At 48.4% G+C, this 21,247-nt stretch carries 13 protein-coding genes; 10 read left to right on the forward strand and 3 right to left on the reverse strand.

The features are described from left to right. The first annotated feature begins 15 nt into the window (after window positions 1-15). Genes LZD49_RS08980 through LZD49_RS09000 form a run of 5 tightly spaced genes read left to right on the forward strand, consistent with a single transcriptional unit; the run spans window position 16 to window position 10,478 of the window. Window positions 16-2,412, forward strand: a complete 2,397-nt coding sequence (locus tag LZD49_RS08980; RefSeq protein WP_234667006.1) for a GAF domain-containing protein — start codon at window positions 16-18, stop codon at window positions 2,410-2,412. A 30-nt stretch (window positions 2,413-2,442) separates the two neighbouring features. Further along, entirely contained in the window at window positions 2,443-3,747 is a 1,305-nt protein-coding gene (locus LZD49_RS08985; RefSeq protein WP_234667007.1) for a Pycsar system effector family protein, read from the forward strand. Window positions 3,748-3,758: 11 nt separating this feature from the next. Further along, window positions 3,759-5,795, forward strand: a complete 2,037-nt coding sequence (gene ppk1, locus LZD49_RS08990; protein WP_234667008.1) for a polyphosphate kinase 1 — start codon at window positions 3,759-3,761, stop codon at window positions 5,793-5,795. Then, window positions 5,795-6,667, forward strand: a complete 873-nt coding sequence (locus LZD49_RS08995) for an SdiA-regulated domain-containing protein (protein WP_234667009.1) — start codon at window positions 5,795-5,797, stop codon at window positions 6,665-6,667. Before ppk1 ends, LZD49_RS08995 begins: the two co-directional genes overlap by 1 nt. Before the next feature lie 19 nt (window positions 6,668-6,686). Then, window positions 6,687-10,478 carry a metallophosphoesterase gene (locus LZD49_RS09000; protein ID WP_234667010.1) on the forward strand — a complete coding sequence of 1,264 codons (3,792 nt, stop codon included), beginning with the start codon at window positions 6,687-6,689 and terminating at the stop codon, window positions 10,476-10,478. A 223-nt stretch (window positions 10,479-10,701) separates the two neighbouring features. Here the strand turns inward: LZD49_RS09000 and LZD49_RS09005 are convergent, their stop codons facing one another. Beyond that, window positions 10,702-11,244 carry a DUF4142 domain-containing protein gene (locus LZD49_RS09005; RefSeq protein ID WP_234667011.1) on the reverse strand — a complete coding sequence of 181 codons (543 nt, stop codon included), beginning with the start codon at window positions 11,242-11,244 and terminating at the stop codon, window positions 10,702-10,704. 183 nt (window positions 11,245-11,427) lie between these two features. On the opposite strand from LZD49_RS09005, the gene LZD49_RS09010 reads away from it, so the two are divergent. The 4 genes from LZD49_RS09010 (at window position 11,428) to LZD49_RS09025 (ending at window position 16,463) form a co-directional block, all read left to right on the forward strand. Further along, window positions 11,428-12,834 carry a PAS domain-containing protein gene (locus LZD49_RS09010; protein ID WP_234667012.1) on the forward strand — a complete coding sequence of 469 codons (1,407 nt, stop codon included), beginning with the start codon at window positions 11,428-11,430 and terminating at the stop codon, window positions 12,832-12,834. Further along, window positions 12,821-13,243 (forward strand): response regulator, encoded by a 423-nt coding sequence (locus LZD49_RS09015; RefSeq protein ID WP_234667013.1) that lies wholly within the window; start codon window positions 12,821-12,823, stop codon window positions 13,241-13,243. Before LZD49_RS09010 ends, LZD49_RS09015 begins: the two co-directional genes overlap by 14 nt. A gap of 114 nt (window positions 13,244-13,357) precedes the next feature. Next, window positions 13,358-15,103, forward strand: coding sequence for a response regulator (locus tag LZD49_RS09020; RefSeq protein ID WP_234667014.1), 1,746 nt, complete (start codon window positions 13,358-13,360; stop codon window positions 15,101-15,103). Window positions 15,104-15,179: 76 nt separating this feature from the next. Then, window positions 15,180-16,463 (forward strand): aminotransferase class V-fold PLP-dependent enzyme, encoded by a 1,284-nt coding sequence (locus LZD49_RS09025; protein WP_234667015.1) that lies wholly within the window; start codon window positions 15,180-15,182, stop codon window positions 16,461-16,463. A gap of 218 nt (window positions 16,464-16,681) precedes the next feature. Here LZD49_RS09025 and LZD49_RS09030 read toward each other — a convergent pair whose 3' ends face one another. Next, window positions 16,682-17,320: a response regulator transcription factor gene (locus LZD49_RS09030; protein ID WP_234667016.1), complete on the reverse strand. Its 639-nt coding sequence runs from the start codon at window positions 17,318-17,320 to the stop codon at window positions 16,682-16,684. 372 nt (window positions 17,321-17,692) lie between these two features. Between LZD49_RS09030 and LZD49_RS09035 the strand changes: the two genes are divergently transcribed. Beyond that, the gene (locus LZD49_RS09035; RefSeq protein ID WP_234667017.1) at window positions 17,693-18,712 is read left to right on the forward strand and encodes an AraC family transcriptional regulator; all 1,020 of its coding nucleotides are present in this window, start codon (window positions 17,693-17,695) and stop codon (window positions 18,710-18,712) included. A gap of 118 nt (window positions 18,713-18,830) precedes the next feature. Here LZD49_RS09035 and LZD49_RS09040 read toward each other — a convergent pair whose 3' ends face one another. Beyond that, on the reverse strand, window positions 18,831-21,077 hold the full coding sequence (locus LZD49_RS09040) for a GH92 family glycosyl hydrolase (protein ID WP_234667018.1): 2,247 nt from the start codon (window positions 21,075-21,077) through the stop codon (window positions 18,831-18,833). Between the last annotated feature and the right edge of the window lie 170 nt (window positions 21,078-21,247).

Below are 21,247 nucleotides of genomic sequence, written 5' to 3' on the forward strand. Positions count from 1 at the left end.
GCAAAAAACCGAATAATGGAACCGATCACTATTGATGTAACTCAAAACACACCATACGGTCTCCAGAAACTTGACTCTTCCATTTCTTTCCGGGGTTTTATCAGCTTCCTGGAAAGCAAAATCGATCAGGAAGAAACGGTCAAAAAAACATTTTTTTCGCTGGTTCTTGACAAGTTGAAAGCCAATCCGGGTTTTAGCCAGGATATTCCGCTCTCGGAAGTCACCAACTACAAGGAAGAACTGAGTTTGATCTATGGCATGCTCATGCCACCTATCGCCAATGAAAAGGAAGTTTTCTGGGCGTTGAGTGCTCCCGTTAGTCCCGTGGTTTTCTACGGCACGTCGGGTTTTTACAGTTTGCTTTTCCAGCAGGACGGCAATATCCGGTGCGACCTCATCGAGGACCGCGGCGTCAATTACAAGCAGAAAATGCAAATGCTTTATTCCTTCATTCTGGAAAAGCTCTACCATTTTCCGCCGCTGCATCAGCCCGACATGATCATCACATTAAAAGACGATGGGTCGGGCTTGCAAAAATATTACCGCGTACATATCGACAACCGTTTTTGTGAGGTGTATGCCAAAGGCAGCCTTCCCGAGCTGGACCTGGATACGCTACGTGCAGATTTGCAGGATAATTTCGATATCAATGTATTTTCCAGCCTGCTGCCGCATAGCCTTTTTCATTTCGAAGGTTTCTCGGTGATAACGCTCTATGACGTCACTGCCGAGCACGCAGTGGAAAATATTAAGAACACTATTCTCGACAGGGCTTCCTTTGATCCTAAAACATATTTCAATTATGTGGCAGGTGCATTGAAAATGCTCGTCGAAAACCCACGTATCGATTTTGGGTTAATGGCCGTTTTGCGGGTCAATAACAAGCTCGTTTTTGACCGCAGCTCGATATTGTTCAGTAAATTAATGTCGGCCGCAACCGAAAATGATACCGCCGAGCAGACATATCTGGACATGGCGACCCAATATTTCGAGGCTCCTAAAACATTGCTGCTCCGTAATTTGGGTTTGGAAGATCCTAATAAGCAAGACTTTATACGTATTCTTCAGAATGATGGTGTAGAAGCCTATGCTTTATTGCCGGTTTACCATGACAACAATGTAGTAGGTGTGTTGGAGGTGTATTCCAAAGAACAGAAATCGATTGATGAGCGGCTGCTCGCCAAGCTCGATATCGCATTGCCCTGGATTGCGCAGATGATGAACAATTACATTGATGAATTTAATGTCCAGATCGACAACGTGATCCGCGACAAGTTTACATCATTGCAGCCCGCTGTACAATGGCGTTTCCGCGAAACGGCCTGGCATTACATCCGCGACAAGGCACTCAATCCACAAAGCGCCGAGATCGAGGGCATACAGTTCCGCAACGTGTTCCCGCTGTACGGTGCAGTCGACATCCGCAATTCGACGATTGAAAGAAATGCGGCACTCAGGGAAGATCTTCGCCTCCAATTCAACATATTGATAGAAACCTTTACTGTTCTTAAACAAAAACTCAGTTTCGGGCTCGCCGACGAGATGATTTTCAAATGCCGGAAATGGATCGCGGAAATCAGCGACGAAACCATGGATAACGACGAGATGAAGATCCGGGATTTCCTGGAAAATGAGGCGCATCCGTTCCTGCTGCATTTTAAAGAGGAAAGTCTCCAGGAATTCGGTTCTGGTGCTATGAATCCGGGCGAGCTGGTTTTACGTAACCGCATCGATCAGTATTTCGCCATGATAGATGAAGATCACGGTTCCGCATTTGCTAACCGGCGCGAGCTGGAAGCATCAATGCAGGCGATCAACTCGGCGGTAAACCTTTATCTTGATCTTTTCAGGATAGAAATTCAGGAAGCGTACCCCTGTTACTTCGAGAAATTCAGGACGGATGGTATTGAGTACGACATTTACATTGGTCAGTCCATTGAACCGCAGAAGCGTTTCAGCGAACTTTACCTTAAAAACATTCGCCTGTGGCAACTGACAACGATGGCTGCCATAGCCCGTATTACACATTCGCTGGTTCCGCAGCTGGAAAAACCGCTAGACACCACTCAGCTGATATTCATCAACTCGGGCAGTATCGATATCAGTTTCCGGGACGACGAGCGGCGGTTTGATGTGGAAGGAGCGTATAATATCCGTTACCAGGTGATTAAGAAGCGGATCGACAAAGTGCATGTGAAAGGTTCCGGCGAGCGGCTCACCCAGCCGGGCAAAATCGCACTGGTATATTTCAATAACAAGTCGGCCGAAGAATATGTGGGGTATATCCGATATTTACAGGAAAAAAATACTTTATTGGATGATCTGGAATTCTTTGATCTTGAAGATTTACAGGGAGTTACGGGGCTGAAAGCGCTGCGTGTCGGCGTCAATCTGCTTTCGGACTGGAATTAACGAAGGGCATCAATCATAAATGAACGTTCTATGAACTATAACCATCGGCTCGATAAGGTTAAGCATCACGTCCACCATTTTTTCGGTACAAAGGCACTGACGCAGCTCACCTACCATAATCTCGTTCATACAGAGTCGGTGGTAGGCAATGCTGTCAAAATTGCTAACCATTACCGATTGGAGGACAGAGAAACTTTCATTGTTGTAACGGCGGCATGGTTCCACGATACGGGATATTGTACGGGAGAGGCTTCCGGGCACGAAAAACGCGGAGCGGAGCTGGCCACGGAATTCCTGCGGTCGGAAGGTGTGGAGGAAGATGTGATTGCCGAAGTGGCGGGTTGCGTATTGGCGACGGTATGGCCGCAAAATCCGACCAACTTCCTTCAACAGGTGGTATGCGACGCTGACCTTTTTCATCTCGGTATGCCCGAATTCAACGATTGGAACAAGTTGGTGCGTAAGGAAGCGGAGCAGCGGCTCGGCAGGAAAATCGATAAAACGGAATGGCGCAAAAGCACTATCGAGCTGCTGGAATCCCACACTTTCCAAACAGATTACTGCCGCGATCTGCTGGATAAGCAGAAAAAAAAGAACCTGGAAAAATTAAAGCAAAAGCTGCTCGAAGACACGCTGGAAGAACCGGCAGAAAACTCGCACACGGTGAACGCTTCTGCCGGAGAAATGACCGCCGATCATGTGCCTGCTGCGCTGACTGCCGCTTTGCCCATCGCAAAGCATCATCATAAGGAGGAAAACGCATTCATTCCCGAAATAGCCGAAGGTAAAAAGAAAAAGGACGACCGGCCGGACAAGGGCATAGAAACGATGTTCCGGATCAGTTCCAACAACCACCAGCGGCTCAGCGATATGGCCGACAATAAGGCGCATATCATGATCACGACGACTTCGATCATCATTTCGGTGCTGTTGAGCGTGCTCGTGCGTAAGCTGGAAGACAATACCTACCTCATCATACCGACCATGATGTTGCTCACGATTTGTATGGTTACTATGGTGTTTTCAATTCTTTCGACCCGACCGACCATTCCCCAGGGAACATTCACGGATGCCGACATCGATGCCAAAAGTGTGAACCTGCTCTTTTTCGGTAACTTCTATCGGATGTCGTTCGATGAATACTCCAAAGGGATGCAGACGATGATGAACGACCGGGAGTTTCTGTATGGGAGCCTTACCAAAGATGTTTATTCACAAGGCGTTGTGCTCGGGCGCAAATACCGTTTGTTGCGCATAGGCTATAATGTCTTTATGTATGGAATCGTAGTATCGGTTATTGCATTTGTCATCGCGTCCATTTTCTTCGAACACTGATCTGGGCACATATGGAATCGTTCCGTTATTTTAACCGGGATATCAGCTGGCTTACTTTCAATGAAAGGGTATTGATGGAAGCAGCGAATGAAGCTGTCCCGTTGATGGAGCGGATCAGGTTTTTGTCAATCTATTCATCCAATCTCGACGAGTTTTACCGGGTGCGAATGCCCTACCTGCAAAAGAACGCCATGCAGGATGCAGCCAACAATGCATTCCTGGAAGCGGAGGCGCTTGTGAACAGGCAGCTCGATGAGTTTGGGCGTATCCTGAGCAAATCGATCATTCCGGCATTGAGCCGGCTGGGCTTTCATTTTTTATATAAAGAACACATTTCGGAATCGATCGCGGCATTCGCGAAACACTATTTTTATACCCAGATTGCAGGCTTTTTGCAACCTGTTTACTTGAACGACAAAACGTCCTTTTTCCCCGAAAACAATCAGATATACATCGTTGTAGTGCTGGAACTGCCGAATGACCGGGAAAAAATTGCGATTGTCAACATTCCGGTACCGCAGCTCGACCGGTTTGTGAAGATTAAACAGCCCGACGGTGAATACATTATTTTTCTGGAAGATCTGATCCGTTGTAATCTTGGGGCCCTTTTTCCGGACGCCATTGATATTAAAGCATTCAATATCAAGGTTACACGCGATGCGGAGCTGGATTTGCTCGACGAAGACGGCGAGGATATGGCCGAACAGGTGGAAAAGCAACTAAGCAAGCGTGATTTCGGTCTCGCTACCAGAATGCTTTACGAACCAGGTCTGCCTTTGCGGCATTTGCAATACATCGTGAACGTATTTGACCTGAAAAAAGCGTCGCTTGTCGAAGGCGGGCGTTATCATAACCTGAAAGACTTATCGTCGCTGCCCGTCGCTTCGCCGGCGATCTCCTATCCCGCATGGCCCACAGCACAGCATCTGGAAGGTTTTGAAGAACCGGAAACATTGTTTGCAGCGCTTACGCGTCGGGACCTGATGGTGCATGCGCCTTACCAGACTTACGATACCATCCTGAGGTTTTTCAACGAAGCTGCCATAGACCGGTCGGTGCAGGAAATTTACACGACCATGTACCGGGTCGCATACGACTCTAAAATAGCGCACGCATTGATCACCGCGGCGAAAAATGGTAAAAAGGTTACCGTGTTAGTGGAGTTGAAAGCACGCTTCGATGAGGCTAACAACATTCGTTGGGCCAAGAAAATGAAGACTGCGGGGGTGAAGATCATCCACAGCGTGAATGCGTTGAAGGTGCATGCCAAACTGGCCCTGGCGAAACGGAAGCACGAAACGCATGCTTACCTGGGCTTGCTCGCAACAGGTAACCTCAACGAAGGTACCGCCCGGTTTTATACCGATCACATTTTGCTCACCGCGCATCCGGCTATGTTGAAGGAGGCGGAGCAACTGTTTGGCTTCTTAAGTAAAAAGAAAAAGCCCGAGAAGATCGATGTCATGAGCTTCGAGCATTTGCTGGTGGCGCAGTTTAATTTACAAAATCGCTTTATTGAGCTGATTGACAGGGAGATTGACCATGCGAAAAGTGGTTTGCCGACAGGTATTACCATTAAGTTGAACAACCTGGAAGAAGAAGTCCTGATTAATAAACTATACGAAGCGTCGAATGCAGGCATTAAAGTGAACCTGATCGTTCGGAGCATTTGCAGGCTGGTTCCCGGTGTTCCCGGACAGAGTGAAAATATCCGTGTCAAGCGGATCGTGGACCGTTATCTTGAGCACGGACGTGTGTTTATTTTCCATAATAATGGACAGCCGGAAGTTTTTATGGGCTCTGCCGACTGGATGAACCGTAATATTTATCGGCGTATCGAGGTGTGTTTTCCGATTTACCATGAAGATCTGAAACAACAACTGATCGATATCCTTAGCCTGCAGTGGAATGACACCGTGCAGGCTGTATGGATAGACGAACGGCTGCATAATGTTGCCATTACGGCCAATTCGGACGGTGTAAGGTCGCAAGAGGCCATTTACCAATATCTCACGGGAGCAGTCGAGCATATTAGAAAGACATTCTGATGAAAAATTTATACAAAGCAATACTATCGGCTCCGGCCCTTCTGGCAATATCCCTGCTAGTGGCCGGCTGCAATTCCACACAAAAGGAAACTGAAGTTTTCCGCGAATACGACTTAAACAAACCGGAGAAGTTCAATCTGCCTGAAAGTCTTTTCGAGGTTTCGGGGATCACTTTCGATAAGGGACAGAACGACACGGTTTATGCCATTCAGGATGAGGATGGGAAGCTATTCAGGCTGGCCTGGGATGTTCCCAAGCAACTTAATACCAAATTTGCGAAAAAAGGAGATTATGAGGACCTGGCTATCGTGCGCGACCGTGCATATATCCTGAAAAGTAATGGTTCCATTTTTACATTTCCCATGTCGGAGGTGTTTTACGGGGAGCCCCAAGGTATTGCGGAAGTGAAAGGTCTGTTGCCGAAAGGTGAGTATGAAGGAATGTATGGAGACGAAACGACCGGCGAGCTCTATATCATTTGCAAGAACTGCGCAGGCGACGATTCCAAAAACAGCGTATCGGGCTATATTCTAAAAACGGGGTCTGACTCGGTAATTACACAATCCGGCAGCTTTGCGATCAATGTCAATCAGATTAAAGCTATAAATGGAAAAGTGGCCCGTGGCTTCCGGCCGTCGGGCATCGCGAAAAATCCGTCTACAAGAGAATGGTACATCATCTCGGCTGTCAATCAGATGATCGTAGTAGTGGATCAGCAATGGAATGTGAAAGACGTCCATCACCTGAATGCCAACATGTTTATTCAGCCCGAAGGCGTCGCTTTCGATAAGGCGGGGAATCTTTATATTTCCAATGAAGGCGACGACCTGTTTAGCGGAAATGTGCTCAAATTCAGAAAATCAGGCCATTAAGGCCCGTCCATGACATCCTATGACCAGATATTTACTCCGTTTACTCACATTCGGGTCTGTGTTGGCGGGCGCTTTTTCCTGCGCCAGCTACAAAACCCATTATTCGAAACAAGGTGCGCAATGGCAGTCGGCTTCGCCCGATTCTGGGCTGGAATTGACGCATACCATGTACCTGATCGGCGACGCCGGCAACGATTCACCCGAAAGCCGTGCCCCCGTTTTGGAATACCTCAAAATGAAACTGGCTACGGAACCGGCCAACAGCTCTGCCCTGTTCCTAGGCGACAATATTTACGAATCCGGCATGCCGCCCTCGGAGGACTCGGCTGCACGGAAACTGGCGGAATTCCGCATCGATTCCCAACTCGAAACGCTGGAAAATTTTAAGGGTCGACCCATTTTTACACCGGGTAACCACGACTGGCGCGGCTGGGGAGTAAAGGGGTTAAAAAGGCAGGAAAAGTATATTCAGAAATCCCTCAACGAACGCCGGGGAAAAACTAACAAAGATGACTATGAAGATTATTTCCTTCCATTGAACGGCTGCTCAGGTCCGGAGGTGGTGGAGCTCAACGACAACATTGTTATCATTGTCGCCGATTCGCAATGGTGGCTGACCGACTGGGACCGCGATGAGAAGATCAATGACGGCTGTGAGATCAGGAACCGTGAGCAGTTCCGGTTTGTGTGGGAAAATGTCGTCCGCAAATACCGCAGCAAGAATGTGGTGATCGCGATGCATCATCCGCCTTACACTTATGGCCCACATGGCGGCAGGTTCACAATTAAGCAGCACATTTTCCCGCTTACCGAGTTAAGCCCTAATCTATATATCCCGCTTCCCGTGTTGGGCAGCCTGAGCGCGCTCTTCCGTGCGACCATCGGTTCGCGACAGGATGTAGCCAACAAGCATTACAAGGATTTACGTACCGCTGTACTCGCGGGCGCCAGAAAGAATGGTAAATTCATTTTCGCGAGCGGGCATGAGCATGCATTGCAGTTTATCGAAAACGATGGCCAGGAGTTTATTGTAAGTGGCAGCGGATCCAAAAACAGCCCTGTTAGCCTTGGGAGAGGTTCTTTATTTTCTTCTTCCAAACTTGGCTTCTCTACATTGAGCTTTTATGAGGGTGGCGAAACCTGGGCGAAGTTCTGGGAGGTAACACCCGACGGCAAGGATGCCAAAGTGGTATTTCAACACAAAGTGAAAGGCAAGCAACGGGTAGAATTGCCCGATTCTGTTGTGGCGTTTACCGAATACAATCAGCATGCCGATTCCACCACAAAATTTGTGACAAGTACTAAAGTCAAGCCGATTGGTAAATTTCACAAGGCGATGCTGGGCGAACATTACCGCCCGCTGTACCTGGAACAGTATCGTTTTCCCGTGCTCGATCTCGCCACCTACAAAGGCGGCGTGGTGGCTACCAAGCAGGGCGGGGGCAACCAAACTAACTCGTTGCGCCTGCGCGATAAGGAGGGAAGAGAGTATGCGATGCGCGGACTAACGAAGGATGTGAGCCGGTTTCTGCCGTTTCCATTCAATCAGATGGTGGCGGCCAAATATCTTGTCGAGGATAACTTCCTGTCAACGAATCCCTTCGCGCCGTTGAACATGCCTGCGCTTGCGGGGGCCGTCAATGTTTACCACACCAATCCGAAGTTCTATTATGTGCCGGCCCAGCCCGCATTGGGTAGTTTCAATAACATCTTTGGCGGTTCCATGAACCTTGTAGAGGAACGTGCAGATGGCAAAAGATGGAAGGACGCCGATTACTTCGGGAACCCCGACAAGATCGTAAGCACGCCCGACCTGGTTGAGGCATTGCTGGAAAGCAGTAAGAACAAGATCGATGAGTCCTGGGCTATTCGTACCCGTTTGCTCGACTTTATTATCGGTGACTGGGACCGCCACGATGACCAATGGGCATGGGCGTCTACCAAGCAAAAGGATGGCACCGTATTGTACCGTCCTATTCCGCGCGACCGCGATCAGGCGTTTTCGCGCTATGACGGCTTCCTCACGAATATTGCACGCCTCACGCTTCCATTCCTGCGACAGTTGCAAACCTATGGTCCGGAAATCCAGAGTATGAAGTGGACCACATGGAGCGCCAGGCATTTTGACCGCTCTTTCCTGAATGAACTGAGCTGGGAGCAATGGGAAGAGCAGGTAAAATTTATCCAGAAGAACCTGACCGACGAAGCGATTAATGCTTCATTTAACGATTGGCCGGCCAAAGCCCGCGAAATAGCTTCGCCGAAAATGATCGAGGGCCTTAAAGCCCGTCGTGCCGATCTGATGAAGATCGCCCGGGCGCATTATGAATTTGTGAGCCAGTCGGTGAACGTAATCGGGACCGAAGAGGAGGAGCGGTTTGTGGTGGAGCGGGTCGACGACGCACATACCCGCGTGACCGTATATGAGACGGGCAAGGGTGGCAAAGTCAAGCACCAGAATTATCAGCGGGTATTTGAAAATGCGATTACCGATGCGATTAACATTTACGGTAACGGTGACGAAGACGAGTTTATCGTAAAAGGTGATGTACATAAAGGCATTAAGCTGCGGCTGATCGGTGGGCTAGGAAAAGACGTTTTTGCCGACAGTGCACGGGTGAGCGGTGGTGGCAAGAAAACGCTCGTTTACGACGATCTGAAAAACAACACGATCATTGCCGGTCCGGATACCAAAGACAAGCGTACCAGCCTGTACCGATTCAATGTATACGACCGCCGGAGCGGCGACAGCAACTATGATATCGCATTGCCCCTGCCGATACTTGGTGCCAATCCCGATGATGGTTTCTTTCTGGGTGGTGCCGTGAATCTCACCAAGTATGGTTTTAAGAAAGAGCCTTATGCCTCAATACAGACCATAGGAGGAAGCTTTGCAGCCAAAACACAGGGATTCAAGGTCAATTATACCGGGGATTTCATCAACGCATTTAGAAAATTCGATTTTTACCTGGATAGCTATTACCGCGGTCCGAGGTATGCATTTAACTACGCAGGGCTGGGGAATGAAACCGAACGCCCCGTAGACGACCCCAATTTTTACCGCGTGCGCCAGAGCGCATTCTATGTATATCCCGCGATTAAAAAGCGGTTTGCCGGCCACAACGGTTTTGTAACGTTAGGTCCTGTATTCGAACTGAACGACATTCAGGCAACCGGTGCCAGGTTCATTACCAGCAGCGAAAATGGCCTCCCGGATGACATTTTCAGGACAAAATATTATAGCGGAGCGAAGTTTACCTTCAATTTCAGCAGCATTGACAATATCTTCTCTCCCCACACAGGAATCCGTTTCAATGCTGCTTTAAACTGGACCTCCGATTTGAAAAGCGACGATCAGTTCACCGGGTTACGCGCACAATTCGCCTATTATGCTTCTCTCGACCAGAAAGAGAACCTCATCCTCGCAACACAGGTAGGAACAGGCTTGAACTTTGGTGAAGGGTACCAATTTTTCCAAAGGCCGCAAATCGGTGGAAAACTTGGATTGCGCGGCTACCGCACCGAACGCTTCTACGGAAAAAGCTCGTTCTGGCACGACACCGACCTGCGCCTGAAACTTGGCAGCAGTTACAATCCTATACTACCGCTTACATTCGGTATTTTCGGCGGTTTCGATTACGGTCGCGTATGGCTCGAGGGCGAATCGTCGGATAAATGGCATTACAATTACGGCGGCGGGATCTGGCTATCTCCGGTAAACGCTCTCACAATCGCCGCAGGAGCCTTTATCCCCAAAGAAAAGAATGAGGAGAAACCGAGGATCGCGGTGCAGTTGGGATTTTGGTTTTGACGGGGGGGACGGCAGCTGACCGCTGGCAGCTGACCGCCGACCGCCGATTGTGCATTGAGACGATAGACGATGGACCATAGACGATGTAAACCATGGTCCATGGTCTATAGTCCATGGTCCATCGTCCATGGTCATCACGCATACCGTCCCCATACCGCTATCTGCGATCAATCCTGCCGCTCAAAACTGTTCGTCGCATGGTTTCTATGAGCTTTATGTGTACTTACTTCTTTTGGGGGTCTGGTGTGACGAGCGAATCGCGCATTGTCCTGGCCCGCTCTGCAAACTGCCTCACTATGGGCAGGCGGTCGGATGCCCATTGTTTTAATTCAATATCATTTCCATTAGTGGTTTCTATTTCCAGTGTTCTTATCACCCGCTGCTGTGCTACCACCATCTGGTTGAGATATAATGTGTCGAGATTCTCATCGGTATACATCGAAAGGCTGTCGAGTTGTTGCTGGCGGTCATCCGAAAGTGTCGTGGGAATCTGGACATGTCGGTCCGCTGCCAGTTTTTGTAGTTCTTGTCCTGCCTGCGTGTGGGATTTAGTCATTTCTTCTCCGTAGTCCTGAATCCCTTTTATGGTAGTGCCGGAGGTGGCTACTTGTCCTGCATTGACCTGAAAAAGGGCGTCACCGGTTGCTGCCAGGATGAACTGCTTGTCGATCTCGCTGATCAGGCTCAGATCAGTTTCATTGTCGTCGTCACAACCCGCCCCAGCAAGTAGCAGGGCCGGCAGCATGAAGAATAGGTATCTGCGCATAGGTTTTCAGTTTGTTTTTCACGGGGCGGATAATTATTATGCCAGCACTTTCGGAATAGTAATATTAGTTCTACGAAATCGAAAAAATAGATTAGATTGCAGAAACCAACTCGTGGTCCCTCAATGGACACTTGTATATTTATTGATCGTCAAAGCACGTATTCCCCGCCAGGGTTGAATTGAATGAGTACAGAGAAGCAGGAACGATTTGGAAAGGGGAAGCCGCTGGCTTCGGAGGTAATGTACCACGATTTGTTCGACCTCAACCCGCAGCCGATGTGGGTGTACGACGTGGATAGTTACCGGGTACTGGATGTGAATGAAGCGGCTGTCCGGCATTATGGTTACAGCCGGGACGAATTTTTATCCATGACCATTCTGGATCTGAGGCCGCGAGAGGAGATACCCGTGATTCTGGAGGCAGTGGAGTTTGTGAGGAAGCATGATAAGCTGTATACTTCCGGATCTTACAAGCACCGGAAAAAGAGCGGAGAGATCATTGACGTGCTCATCCAGAGCAATATTGTTTATATCGACGGCAAAAAGGCCGAACTGATCCTTTCAACAGATATTACTTCGTGGGTCGAATCGGAACGGGAGCGAAAAGCTTCAGAAGACAAATTCAAAGCCATTTTTGACAATACTACCGATGCCATCATATTATGTGACGATCATGGCTCCTGCCTAGACCTGAACGACGCTACCGTGCGTGTGCTTGGGTATGATACGGAAGATATGAAAGGCATTTGCATTGACCACTTTATCCTGCTCCCCGAGGAAACACCTTTTGCCCTACTATGGAAGAACTTCCTCAATGGTGAAATTCTCAACGGTTTGATAAATATAAGGCGGAAGGACGGCTCTCTGATAACAGGTAGCTTCAACGCGAAACCGAACATTTTACCGGGCTTGCATATGTGCATGATCATTGACGTGACCGAGCGGCTTGAAAAGAAGCGCGAACTCATTGCCAGCGAGCGACGCTTCAAAGCATTGGTCCAGGAAGGAGCAGACCTCATTGCCATACTCGACGAGCAAGGCAATTATAAATTTGTCAGTGAAAGCAGTGGCCCTATCCTGGGCATTCATCCGGAAGAATTTATTGGTAAAAACGCATTCGACTGGATCCATCCCGACGACCGGGAGGACGTGCTGGCATTATTTTTAAAAATCAGCGAGTATCGGCAAATTAAAACGGAGCCTTTCCGCTTTCAAGATGGTTCGGGCAGATACAGGTGGATTTTGACAACGGCCACCAACATGACCGACGATCCGGCGGTAGGCGGGGTAGTTGCCAATTCGAGGGATATTACCGAGGCGGTGGAAAAGGCACATGACCTGCTGGTCAGTAACGAGCGTTACCGGCTACAAAATGAACGGTTGAGAAGAATTGCCTGGACGCAGTCGCACCTGGTACGCGCACCATTAACGCGCCTGATGGGCCTCGTGGAGCTGCTGCAAACCGGCGATTGCGAGGGAATGATTGTCGAAACAGCCTTAGGGCTGATAAGATCGTCGGCCAATGAATTGGACGAGGTAGTTCGGGAAATTGTACGTATAGCAGATAAAGTTCAGAATGATGACGAATGACGGGCTGAAAATTCTTCTGGTTGACGACGACAAGGTTATGTTGTTTCTCCATCAAACCTTTCTCAAAAGAAGCGGGGTGTCCTTTGATACAGTGCTTTGTTACAATGGAAAAGAGGCTCTGGATTACCTCGATAAAAACCAGACGGTTGCATCAACTTTCCTGGTCCTCCTTGATATTAATATGCCAATTATGAATGGTTGGGAATTTCTGAGCGCCATTCGTGACAAACCCTACCTGCCGCAAGTGCTGATCGTGATGGTCAGCTCGGCCACCGAGGAAACTGAGAAGGCTCGCGCATTTTCATTCGAAAAGGTGATCGATTACCAGCAAAAGCCCCTAACCGTTGAAACCTGCCGCCGTATTATCGGCTCTGAGAAATTGCGCGGGTTCTTTGACGATGTCATATAGGATGTTTTTCTTGCTTCCTCACAATAATAAAAGATAGGTTCTTGTCACCAAAACGTGCCCTATTTGCTATTTTTAAACATAATTTCGGACCAATAACGATAAAGAGGCCTCTATTTGAAAGACATTCAATACTCCGAATCTTTTGAGCGGCTTTGGCAGGAGGAGTCGGAAATAAGGACCCGGATGCAAAACAAGCTGTTCTGTATCACCTTCCTGATTTGCAACCCCATGTCGGCGATCGCCTTTTTACTTTCCGGGGATCCCTTTTTCTATACTTTAATAACTGCGCATCTGCTGTCGGGAGTCATTATCCTGGGGTATATGTTCCTGCATTACAAGAAAGTCATATCGGGGCAGCAAATGAGCTATTACGCATTCGTTACGCTAATCTTATTTTATGCCTTTCTGCTTTCGAGACCGCACCTTTCCTACGTACAATCGTGCCTGAACCTGACGCTCGCGGTCATATTTGCCGGTCTGGTGCTGCGCTGGCCATTGCGGTATTCGTTGGTGATATCTGCACTCGGCCTGACATTATATCCGGTCTCGATTCATTTTTTCAGCAATACGGCCTTGTTGAAGTTTTTTGAGCAAGGAGGATTGTTCGTGATGATCGCACATTGCGTTTTTCCGTTTGTCACCCAACTGAACTACAATAAGGACAAGCGGGAATTCTATTTCCGCTATACACTACAACAACAGAACGACGCCCTTGAACAGCAGAAAACCATAGCTGAGGAAGCCACAAGGGCGAAAACTGATTTCCTGTCGATGATGAGCCATGAAATCCGCACACCATTAAATGGCATTGTAGGGATGGTGTATTTGATGATGCAGGAAGAAGAAAGTGACGAAAAGTCCAGTGACCTACTCAAAACCATGAAATTTTCTGCCGATCACCTGATGGCTGTCGTCAACGATGTGTTGGACTTCAACAAAATCAATTCCAACCATGTTGTGCTCGATCCGCAGCCGTTTAATCCATTCGATTTTTTTGATATTCTTAAAAAGACCTTCGATCCAAAAGCCAATGAAAAAGGGATTTCATTGGTCTTCTCTATCGATTCCCGGTTGCCTCCACAACTCGTCGCGGATCGCGTGCGTTTGAGCCAGGTGATCACGAACCTGGTCCACAATGCGATCAAATTTACTGAAAAAGGCTCGGTGACGCTGGACGTAACAGAAGTTGCCCGTACCCATGAAACCGTCACACTGGATTTTAAGATTATCGATACCGGTATCGGCATCCCGAAATCCGAGCAGGCAGGTATTTTTGAAATATTTACGCAGGTAAGAACGAAAACACATTCGGACAATGCCAGCGGCACCGGACTTGGGCTGGCGATTTCAAAAGAATTGATACGTTTGTTCAACAGCGAGATTCATCTTGAAAGTGACGAAGGTGAAGGCTCCAAATTCTTTTTCCGGTTATCGCTACCGTTTTCGGAAGTCGCCGCGGAGAAGAAACGGATAGTACGGGACGCAGTCGCAACGGTCAATCCGGCGGTCAGGGTGCTTGTGGCCGATGATAACAAAACAAACCTGATACTTGCCACCCAGCTCCTGAAACGCAAGAATATCTTTTACGATACCGCCGCAAATGGTCAGGAGGCATTGGACCTCTTCATCCGGAACCGGCACGATCTGGTGCTGATGGATTTGCGGATGCCCGTCATGGACGGCTTCGAAAGCACGGCGCTGATCCGGGAGCTGGATCCCGCCGTTCCGATTATCGCGCTTACTGCCTCCGCTTTCGAAAATGAAAAGGAGCGGGCCATGGCAAGTGGTTTTTCGGGGTACTTAATCAAACCTTTTATGCCGCAGGACTTTTACGAGTACATCTTTCCTTTTCTGGGCTGATGGCTGACGGCGGTCGGCCGTCAAGCCACCACTCACCCATTTTGTGTATCTTGTGGTTTTACAAATACCTAAACCCATGAAACGCAGAAAAGTCATTCAGAGCCTTTCCACATTACCATTATTCGGTGCTTTGCCGCTTGCAGAGGCCGGTGCAAAGAGTGTTTCAAAGAAGAGAAAACGCGACGTTATTGCCGAATTGGGCATACGCTCATTTATCAATGCTGCTGGTACGCTTACCTACATGTCGGGCTGTATTATGCACGACGAGGTGGTCGAGACCATTGACAATACCTCGAAGCATTTCTGCATGATCGATGAAGTGCAGGACAAGGTGGGGGAAAAGATCGCGAAGCTCGTGCATTCGGAAGCAGCGATGGTGACCTGCGGTGCATTTTCGGCCATGACACTCGGCCTGGCAGGTGTGCTGACCGGACTTGATGTGCGGAAAGCAGAACAGTTGCCCCACCTTACCGGGACAGACATGAAGTCGGAAGTGATCTGTCAGAAATGCCATAATGAACGCTATAATCATGCATTTCTGAATACTGGTTGTACTGTGGTGGAGGTAGAAACGATTGAAGACGTGGAAAAGGCGATCAGTGAAAAAACGGCTCTGCTTCATTTTCTCAACATTACGGCGCATGCAGGGCAGATCAAGTATGAGGAGTGGGTAGCATTAGGTAAAAAACATCATATCCCGACGTCGATCGACATTGCAGCAGATGTACCGCCTGTTTCGAACCTCTGGAAATTCAATGAGATGGGTTTCGATATGGTATTTATATCAGGGGGAAAGGCGATGCGTGGCCCGCAAAGTGCGGGAATCCTGATGGGGCGGAAGGACATTGTCGCCGCGGCACGCTTGAATGCGCCTCCGCGCGGGTTTACGGTAGCTCGCGGGCATAAGGTCAACAAGGAAGAAATCCTGGGGATGTATGTGGCGCTCGAAAAGTTCATATCGGGGGACCATGATCGCGAATGGACGGAATGGGAAGCACAAATTGCCCGCATTGAAGGGGCAGTGAAAGGTTTGCCCGGCATTACTACCAGCGTGACTGTTCCCGAACTGGGTAATATCACGCCGACATTGACGATCAGTTGGGACGACAGCATTGTTAAGGTAACCGGTCGTGAATTGCGTGATAAGCTGCGGTTTGGGAATCCGTCGATCGAGGCGGGATTTTCCGGCTTGCCGCTGTACTATTATCAGGCCGGTTCCGACTCCATCGATCCAGCAATTGAGGGAACGCTTAACGGAGCCAGTCTTATCCGTGTCACAGCATGGATGTTACAACCGGGCGAGGACAAAATCGTAGCACGCCGGATACGCGAGGAAATTCTTGGAGCCACTGCTGGTTGATGCTTTCACCGCTGGCCGTCAACGATAGACCATAGACGATGGACCATAGACCATAGACCATAGTTTTTTTGATAAATAGAGCATATTTGACAGCTATTGATGGCATTCGATGGTCTATGATTATGTAAACGATCGTCCATCGTCTATGGTCCATGGTCTATGGTCCATGGTCTATTGTCTATGGTCTATTGTCCATCGTCTCAACCGGCGGTCAGCCGTCAAAACGCCCTCCGCAACGTCATAACCCGCTGATATAATTCAATTACCGTCGCTACGCCCAACTTTTCAAATATCCGTGCCTTGTAGGTGCTAACCGAGCTGCCTGAGATATTCAGGGATGTGGCGATTTCCTTGGTCCATTTGCCTTCGAGAAGCAAGTCCATTACTTCCAGCTCGCGTTGTGAAAGTGCGGCAAGTGGATTGGTTCGTGGTTTTTCCTGGCTCTTGTGGGTTTGAAGGAAAAGTTGTTGTACTTGCTTGCTGATGTAACGGCCGTCTTCAAAAACAGCCAGAATGGCCGCACGGATTTCGGGCGTGGAAGAATTTTTGGAAATAAAGCCATCGGCCCCGATCCGCAGATAATGGGCGGCGTAGATTTCTTCATCGACACCGGAAAATATCAAAATCAGAACATCGGGCTGATATCTTCTGATCTTTTCAATCATTTGAAACCCCTCGCCGTCAGGCAGATTGATGTCAAGCAGTACCAGATCAAGATGCTGCGAGGCAACGATGCGGACGGCATCGGAAAAGTTTTCGGCTTCCCAAGAGGTAACTGCCGGTAGCGCATCGCGGATAATGACGATGGTCGCCAACCTGACCACCGGATGGTCGTCAATGAGTAGTATGTGTTTCATTCACCAATTGGGTCAGGATGTGCTTGCAGTGCGGAAAACCTTTCTCCGGCTGGCAAATCTAAGTAACCGGTTCTTCCGGATTTGTAGCGCTGCACGGAATGAAGTATAGAAAGATTTCTGTGTTAATTTAAGATTATCTACACCAAAATGCTGTTAATCAATTAGTTGTGTTAAAAATACAAAACTAGTTTCTATATAATCTCGAAGTATATTGAAGTTGAACGTTCGCCCTTGCCATTAACCAGCTTAGAACTGATTGCGAAGCGACACTTTTTGGAAGAGGTCGACAGAATCGATCACTTGGGCGACAATCGCTTACCATTATACGACAACCACTTTCACGGTCGGAGGGATAGACTTACATTTATCTTCATGAACGATCAGCAAAAACAATTCATACTGGCATTTCTGGCCTACGCGGCGCAGCGCGATCTCTCGCTGGACAAGCTATGTCGGCTTTCGGGGGTGGATCTGCGAGAAATCACAGGGGACAGATCAAATCCAATTAGTCTCAAGCAATTCAATTACCTGTGGTTGCATGCCTGCCATTTGAGCAACGATCCATTGTTTGGGCTTCACCTGGGTGAATCTTTGCAACTGGCGGCATTGGGTATGGTGGGGGAAATCATTAAAAGCAGTACCACCGTCGGGCAAGGCGTGGAGCACGCCGTAGCACTTACACCACTTGTTACCGATTTGTTTGGAATGACGGTGGCGTGTAATGCGCGCTCTTTCACGCTCAGCCTGATCCCCAACGATGCAAACCGTGCCGCCTCGCCTTTCGCATTTGAACAAATGGCGTCCTTTTTCATGGTCTTTGCAATTCACGAGCTCGATGGCCTCATCCTCGCCCGTATCCGCCCGGGGCATGTGACGATGCCGTTTCAGGCCAGTGCAGCGCGAGAGCTGGAACGGGTGCTGCGTTGCACGCCAACACGCTCGGACTTGGATTACTCGATCACGTTTGATAACAAATACTGGGACCTGCCCATTTTGACTGCCAATTATGCATTGCAGCAGAACCTTTTGCAAAAAGTAGTCGCTGCGTTGCCAGGAAAAATGCGACAGGAAACCTGGCAGGATAGGGTGCATCAATATTTGGTAAAAAACGCTTATCTCGGCATTGTCTCACTGGAAGAAATAGCTGCGAATTTCAACGTAAGCCCGCGAAGCCTGCAACGAAAGCTGAAAGACGAGCATGTAACCTACCAGGAACTGGCCGACGACGTACGTAAATCCCTCGCATTGCATTACCTGGAATCGGGAGGTTATTATGTAAAGGAAATATCTTATATGTTGGGTTACAATGAATTAAGTGCTTTTTCGAGAGCATTTAAGCGCTGGACGGGAGTGGCGCCCGGGGAGTATGGGAAGGGGATTTTGAATGAGTGAATAAATGAATGACTGAATGATCGAATGACTGAATGTTAAAAAGCCAGAGCCAGGCTAAATTATTTCGGGAAAGTAAATATTTTAGATCCATTCACTCATTCAGTCATTCAAAATTCATTCATCGGCCGACCCCCCAACTCTTATTTGGCAGCGGGCCCATTTCCAGTTCCAGGGTGCCTCCGGATGTAAGCTCTTCGTGCGTAAAAGTTGGCGTGTTCAGTGTTTTGCCATTCATCTTGGCGCTTTGGATGTATTTGTTTACCACTGAACAATTTTTTGCGAGGACGTTGAATTGCTTTCCATTCGGAAGATCGATGGTAACCTTTTCAAACACGGGGCTACCGATGGTGTAAACCGGCAAACCGGGTGTAATCGGGTAAAAACCCATGGACGAGAACACCACGAAGGCCGTCATACCACCACCATCTTCGTCGCCCGGAATCCCGAAAATATTGTCTTTGAACCACACATCCAGCAGAAAGCGCACGCGTTTCTGAGTTTTCCAGGGAGCGTCGGTGAAGTTGTAAAGGTAGGGAATGTGGAAGCTTGGCTCATTACCCATGGAGTATTGGCCCACCAAACCTGTCGCATCCGGGAATTTGCCCCAGAATTCATATTTGCTGCGGCCTAGTCCCTCACGGTAAAGCTGATCGAGGCTGTTTTCAAATTGTTTCTTACCACCCGTAAGCGCTATCAATCCTTTGATATCGTGCTGCACCTGCCATTTGTAGGTCCAGCCGTTGTTTTCATCATAAAAATCGCGTCCGCCCATTCCGCCGTCAAACTTCGGATCGATTTTGATCCATTTTCCCTGGCTGTTTTTAGGAATGAACATTTGCTTTTCGTCATTCCAAAGATTTTTGTAGTTCGTGGCTCTTGCATTGAATTTTTGGAAATCTGCGTCTTTGTCCAGGTCTTTGGCGAGCTGGCCAACGGCCCAGTCGTCGTAGCTGCCGCCAAGTGTAACCGCCACAGCCTGTCGTTTTTCAAAGGCATCCACGAGTTTGACGGTCTCCTTTTCACCGGGGCTCAATGCAGGAAAAAAACCTTTGGTATGGTAAATGTCATCCAACTCGCATTTGGGGCCATTCCGCCAGGGCAACATGGTGGCCTGTTCGGCGTTTTTCCTCATGCCTTCGTAAGCTTTGGCAACGTCGAAATTTCGGAGCCCCTTGCGGTAGCCGTCGAGCAGCGTCACCGACGAATGGAAGCCATTCATACACGCATGATCACCGAAAAGAACCGGAAATGTGGGCATCCAGCCGCTTTGCTCATACATACTCACAAACGATTGGAGCATGTCCTCCTCCTGCGCTGGGTTCAGGATCACACGTAACGGATGGTGTGCCAGGTAGGTGTCCCATGTCCAGTCATCGACGTAAAACGGACGGTTGCTCGTGTGGATCTTTTTGTCATAACCGCTGTAATACTGATTATCTTCGGAAATATTCACCATCCGCTCATAGGTGCGGTAGAGAGAAGAGTAAAAACTGCGTTTCTGTGCCTCGGTACCGCCCTCCACGCGGATCTGGCCAATTGTTTTTGCCCAGACCTGCTCGCCAGCCTTTTTCAGATCTTCGAATCCGACGGTTTTTACCTCATTGTCAAAGTTTTTCCGCGCTTGTTCGGGGCTGACGTATGAAATCGCGTAGCGAAACTCGATGGTGGAAGCATTGTCGGGAAATGTGATGTAGGCTTTTGCACTTTTACCTTTAACCTCATCACCCGGAACCACAATTTCTCCATTCAAAGAACCGGTTTTCCCAATGTGGCTAAATGTGCCATACAGGTAAACAGGAATATCGTCATGATAGATTTCGCGGGCCATCACTTCGTTGCCCCCATTGAATTTCCAACTACCTTCACCATTGTTATACAGGTCGAACAGGATACTTTTGCGGCCGTTTTTGGGGTATTCGAAACGATAAATACCGACTTTATTACCAGGTACAAAGTCGACTTTTACCTCATCATCAATCAGATACGTAGAGTAAAAATAAGGCCTCAGAATCTCCAGATCGTGATCATAAGCCATTTTTTGTTTCCATGCGCCGACGCTTACCGGTTGAACGCTCGGACGCAATGCGAAAGCCTGTCCGAGGCGATGGGATACGATAATGGCAGGGAAACTTGAAATCTGATCGTCGAGGTAATCCTGGCGGACGGGGAACATCCGCATCATCTGGTTCGGAAGCTGTACGGTAGGGCGGGTCGGTTCCAGCAACTGCCCGACGTTACCGATGCGCAGGTCGACATATTGCAGGTTATCTTTTTCAGGATTTTTTTGTGCCCGACTGGTTAATGAAAGAAAGAAAAAAACGAGTATGAACGAGGAAGTTGACAGTTTTTTAAAAGGTAGGATCATGCTTAATTAAATTTTAATTTCGGTTTCGGCGCTTAAATTTTGAATAAACGTTGTTTTAAATGGTACAGAAAACACCTTGTATCGGCGTTTCCCTTAAAAATACGGATGTGTTCACGGGTTATTAAAAACCCTGGTTATTGTTTAACTTTAAATTGATATCGTCCAAACAG

It is taken from the genome of Dyadobacter sp. CY261, from assembly GCF_021440085.1.
Taxonomy (GTDB): Bacteria; Bacteroidota; Bacteroidia; order Cytophagales; family Spirosomataceae; genus Dyadobacter.

Coding starts and splice junctions, on each gene's coding strand:
- LZD49_RS08980 (WP_234667006.1), top strand. CDS start 16: ATGGAACCGATCACTATTGATGTAACTCAAAACACACCATACGGTCTC.
- LZD49_RS08985 (WP_234667007.1), top strand. CDS start 2,443: ATGAACTATAACCATCGGCTCGATAAGGTTAAGCATCACGTCCACCAT.
- ppk1 (WP_234667008.1), top strand. CDS start 3,759: ATGGAATCGTTCCGTTATTTTAACCGGGATATCAGCTGGCTTACTTTC.
- LZD49_RS08995 (WP_234667009.1), top strand. CDS start 5,795: ATGAAAAATTTATACAAAGCAATACTATCGGCTCCGGCCCTTCTGGCA.
- LZD49_RS09000 (WP_234667010.1), top strand. CDS start 6,687: ATGACCAGATATTTACTCCGTTTACTCACATTCGGGTCTGTGTTGGCG.
- LZD49_RS09005 (WP_234667011.1), bottom strand. CDS start 11,244: ATGCGCAGATACCTATTCTTCATGCTGCCGGCCCTGCTACTTGCTGGG.
- LZD49_RS09010 (WP_234667012.1), top strand. CDS start 11,428: ATGAGTACAGAGAAGCAGGAACGATTTGGAAAGGGGAAGCCGCTGGCT.
- LZD49_RS09015 (WP_234667013.1), top strand. CDS start 12,821: ATGATGACGAATGACGGGCTGAAAATTCTTCTGGTTGACGACGACAAG.
- LZD49_RS09025 (WP_234667015.1), top strand. CDS start 15,180: ATGAAACGCAGAAAAGTCATTCAGAGCCTTTCCACATTACCATTATTC.
- LZD49_RS09030 (WP_234667016.1), bottom strand. CDS start 17,320: ATGAAACACATACTACTCATTGACGACCATCCGGTGGTCAGGTTGGCG.
- LZD49_RS09035 (WP_234667017.1), top strand. CDS start 17,693: ATGAACGATCAGCAAAAACAATTCATACTGGCATTTCTGGCCTACGCG.
- LZD49_RS09040 (WP_234667018.1), bottom strand. CDS start 21,077: ATGATCCTACCTTTTAAAAAACTGTCAACTTCCTCGTTCATACTCGTT.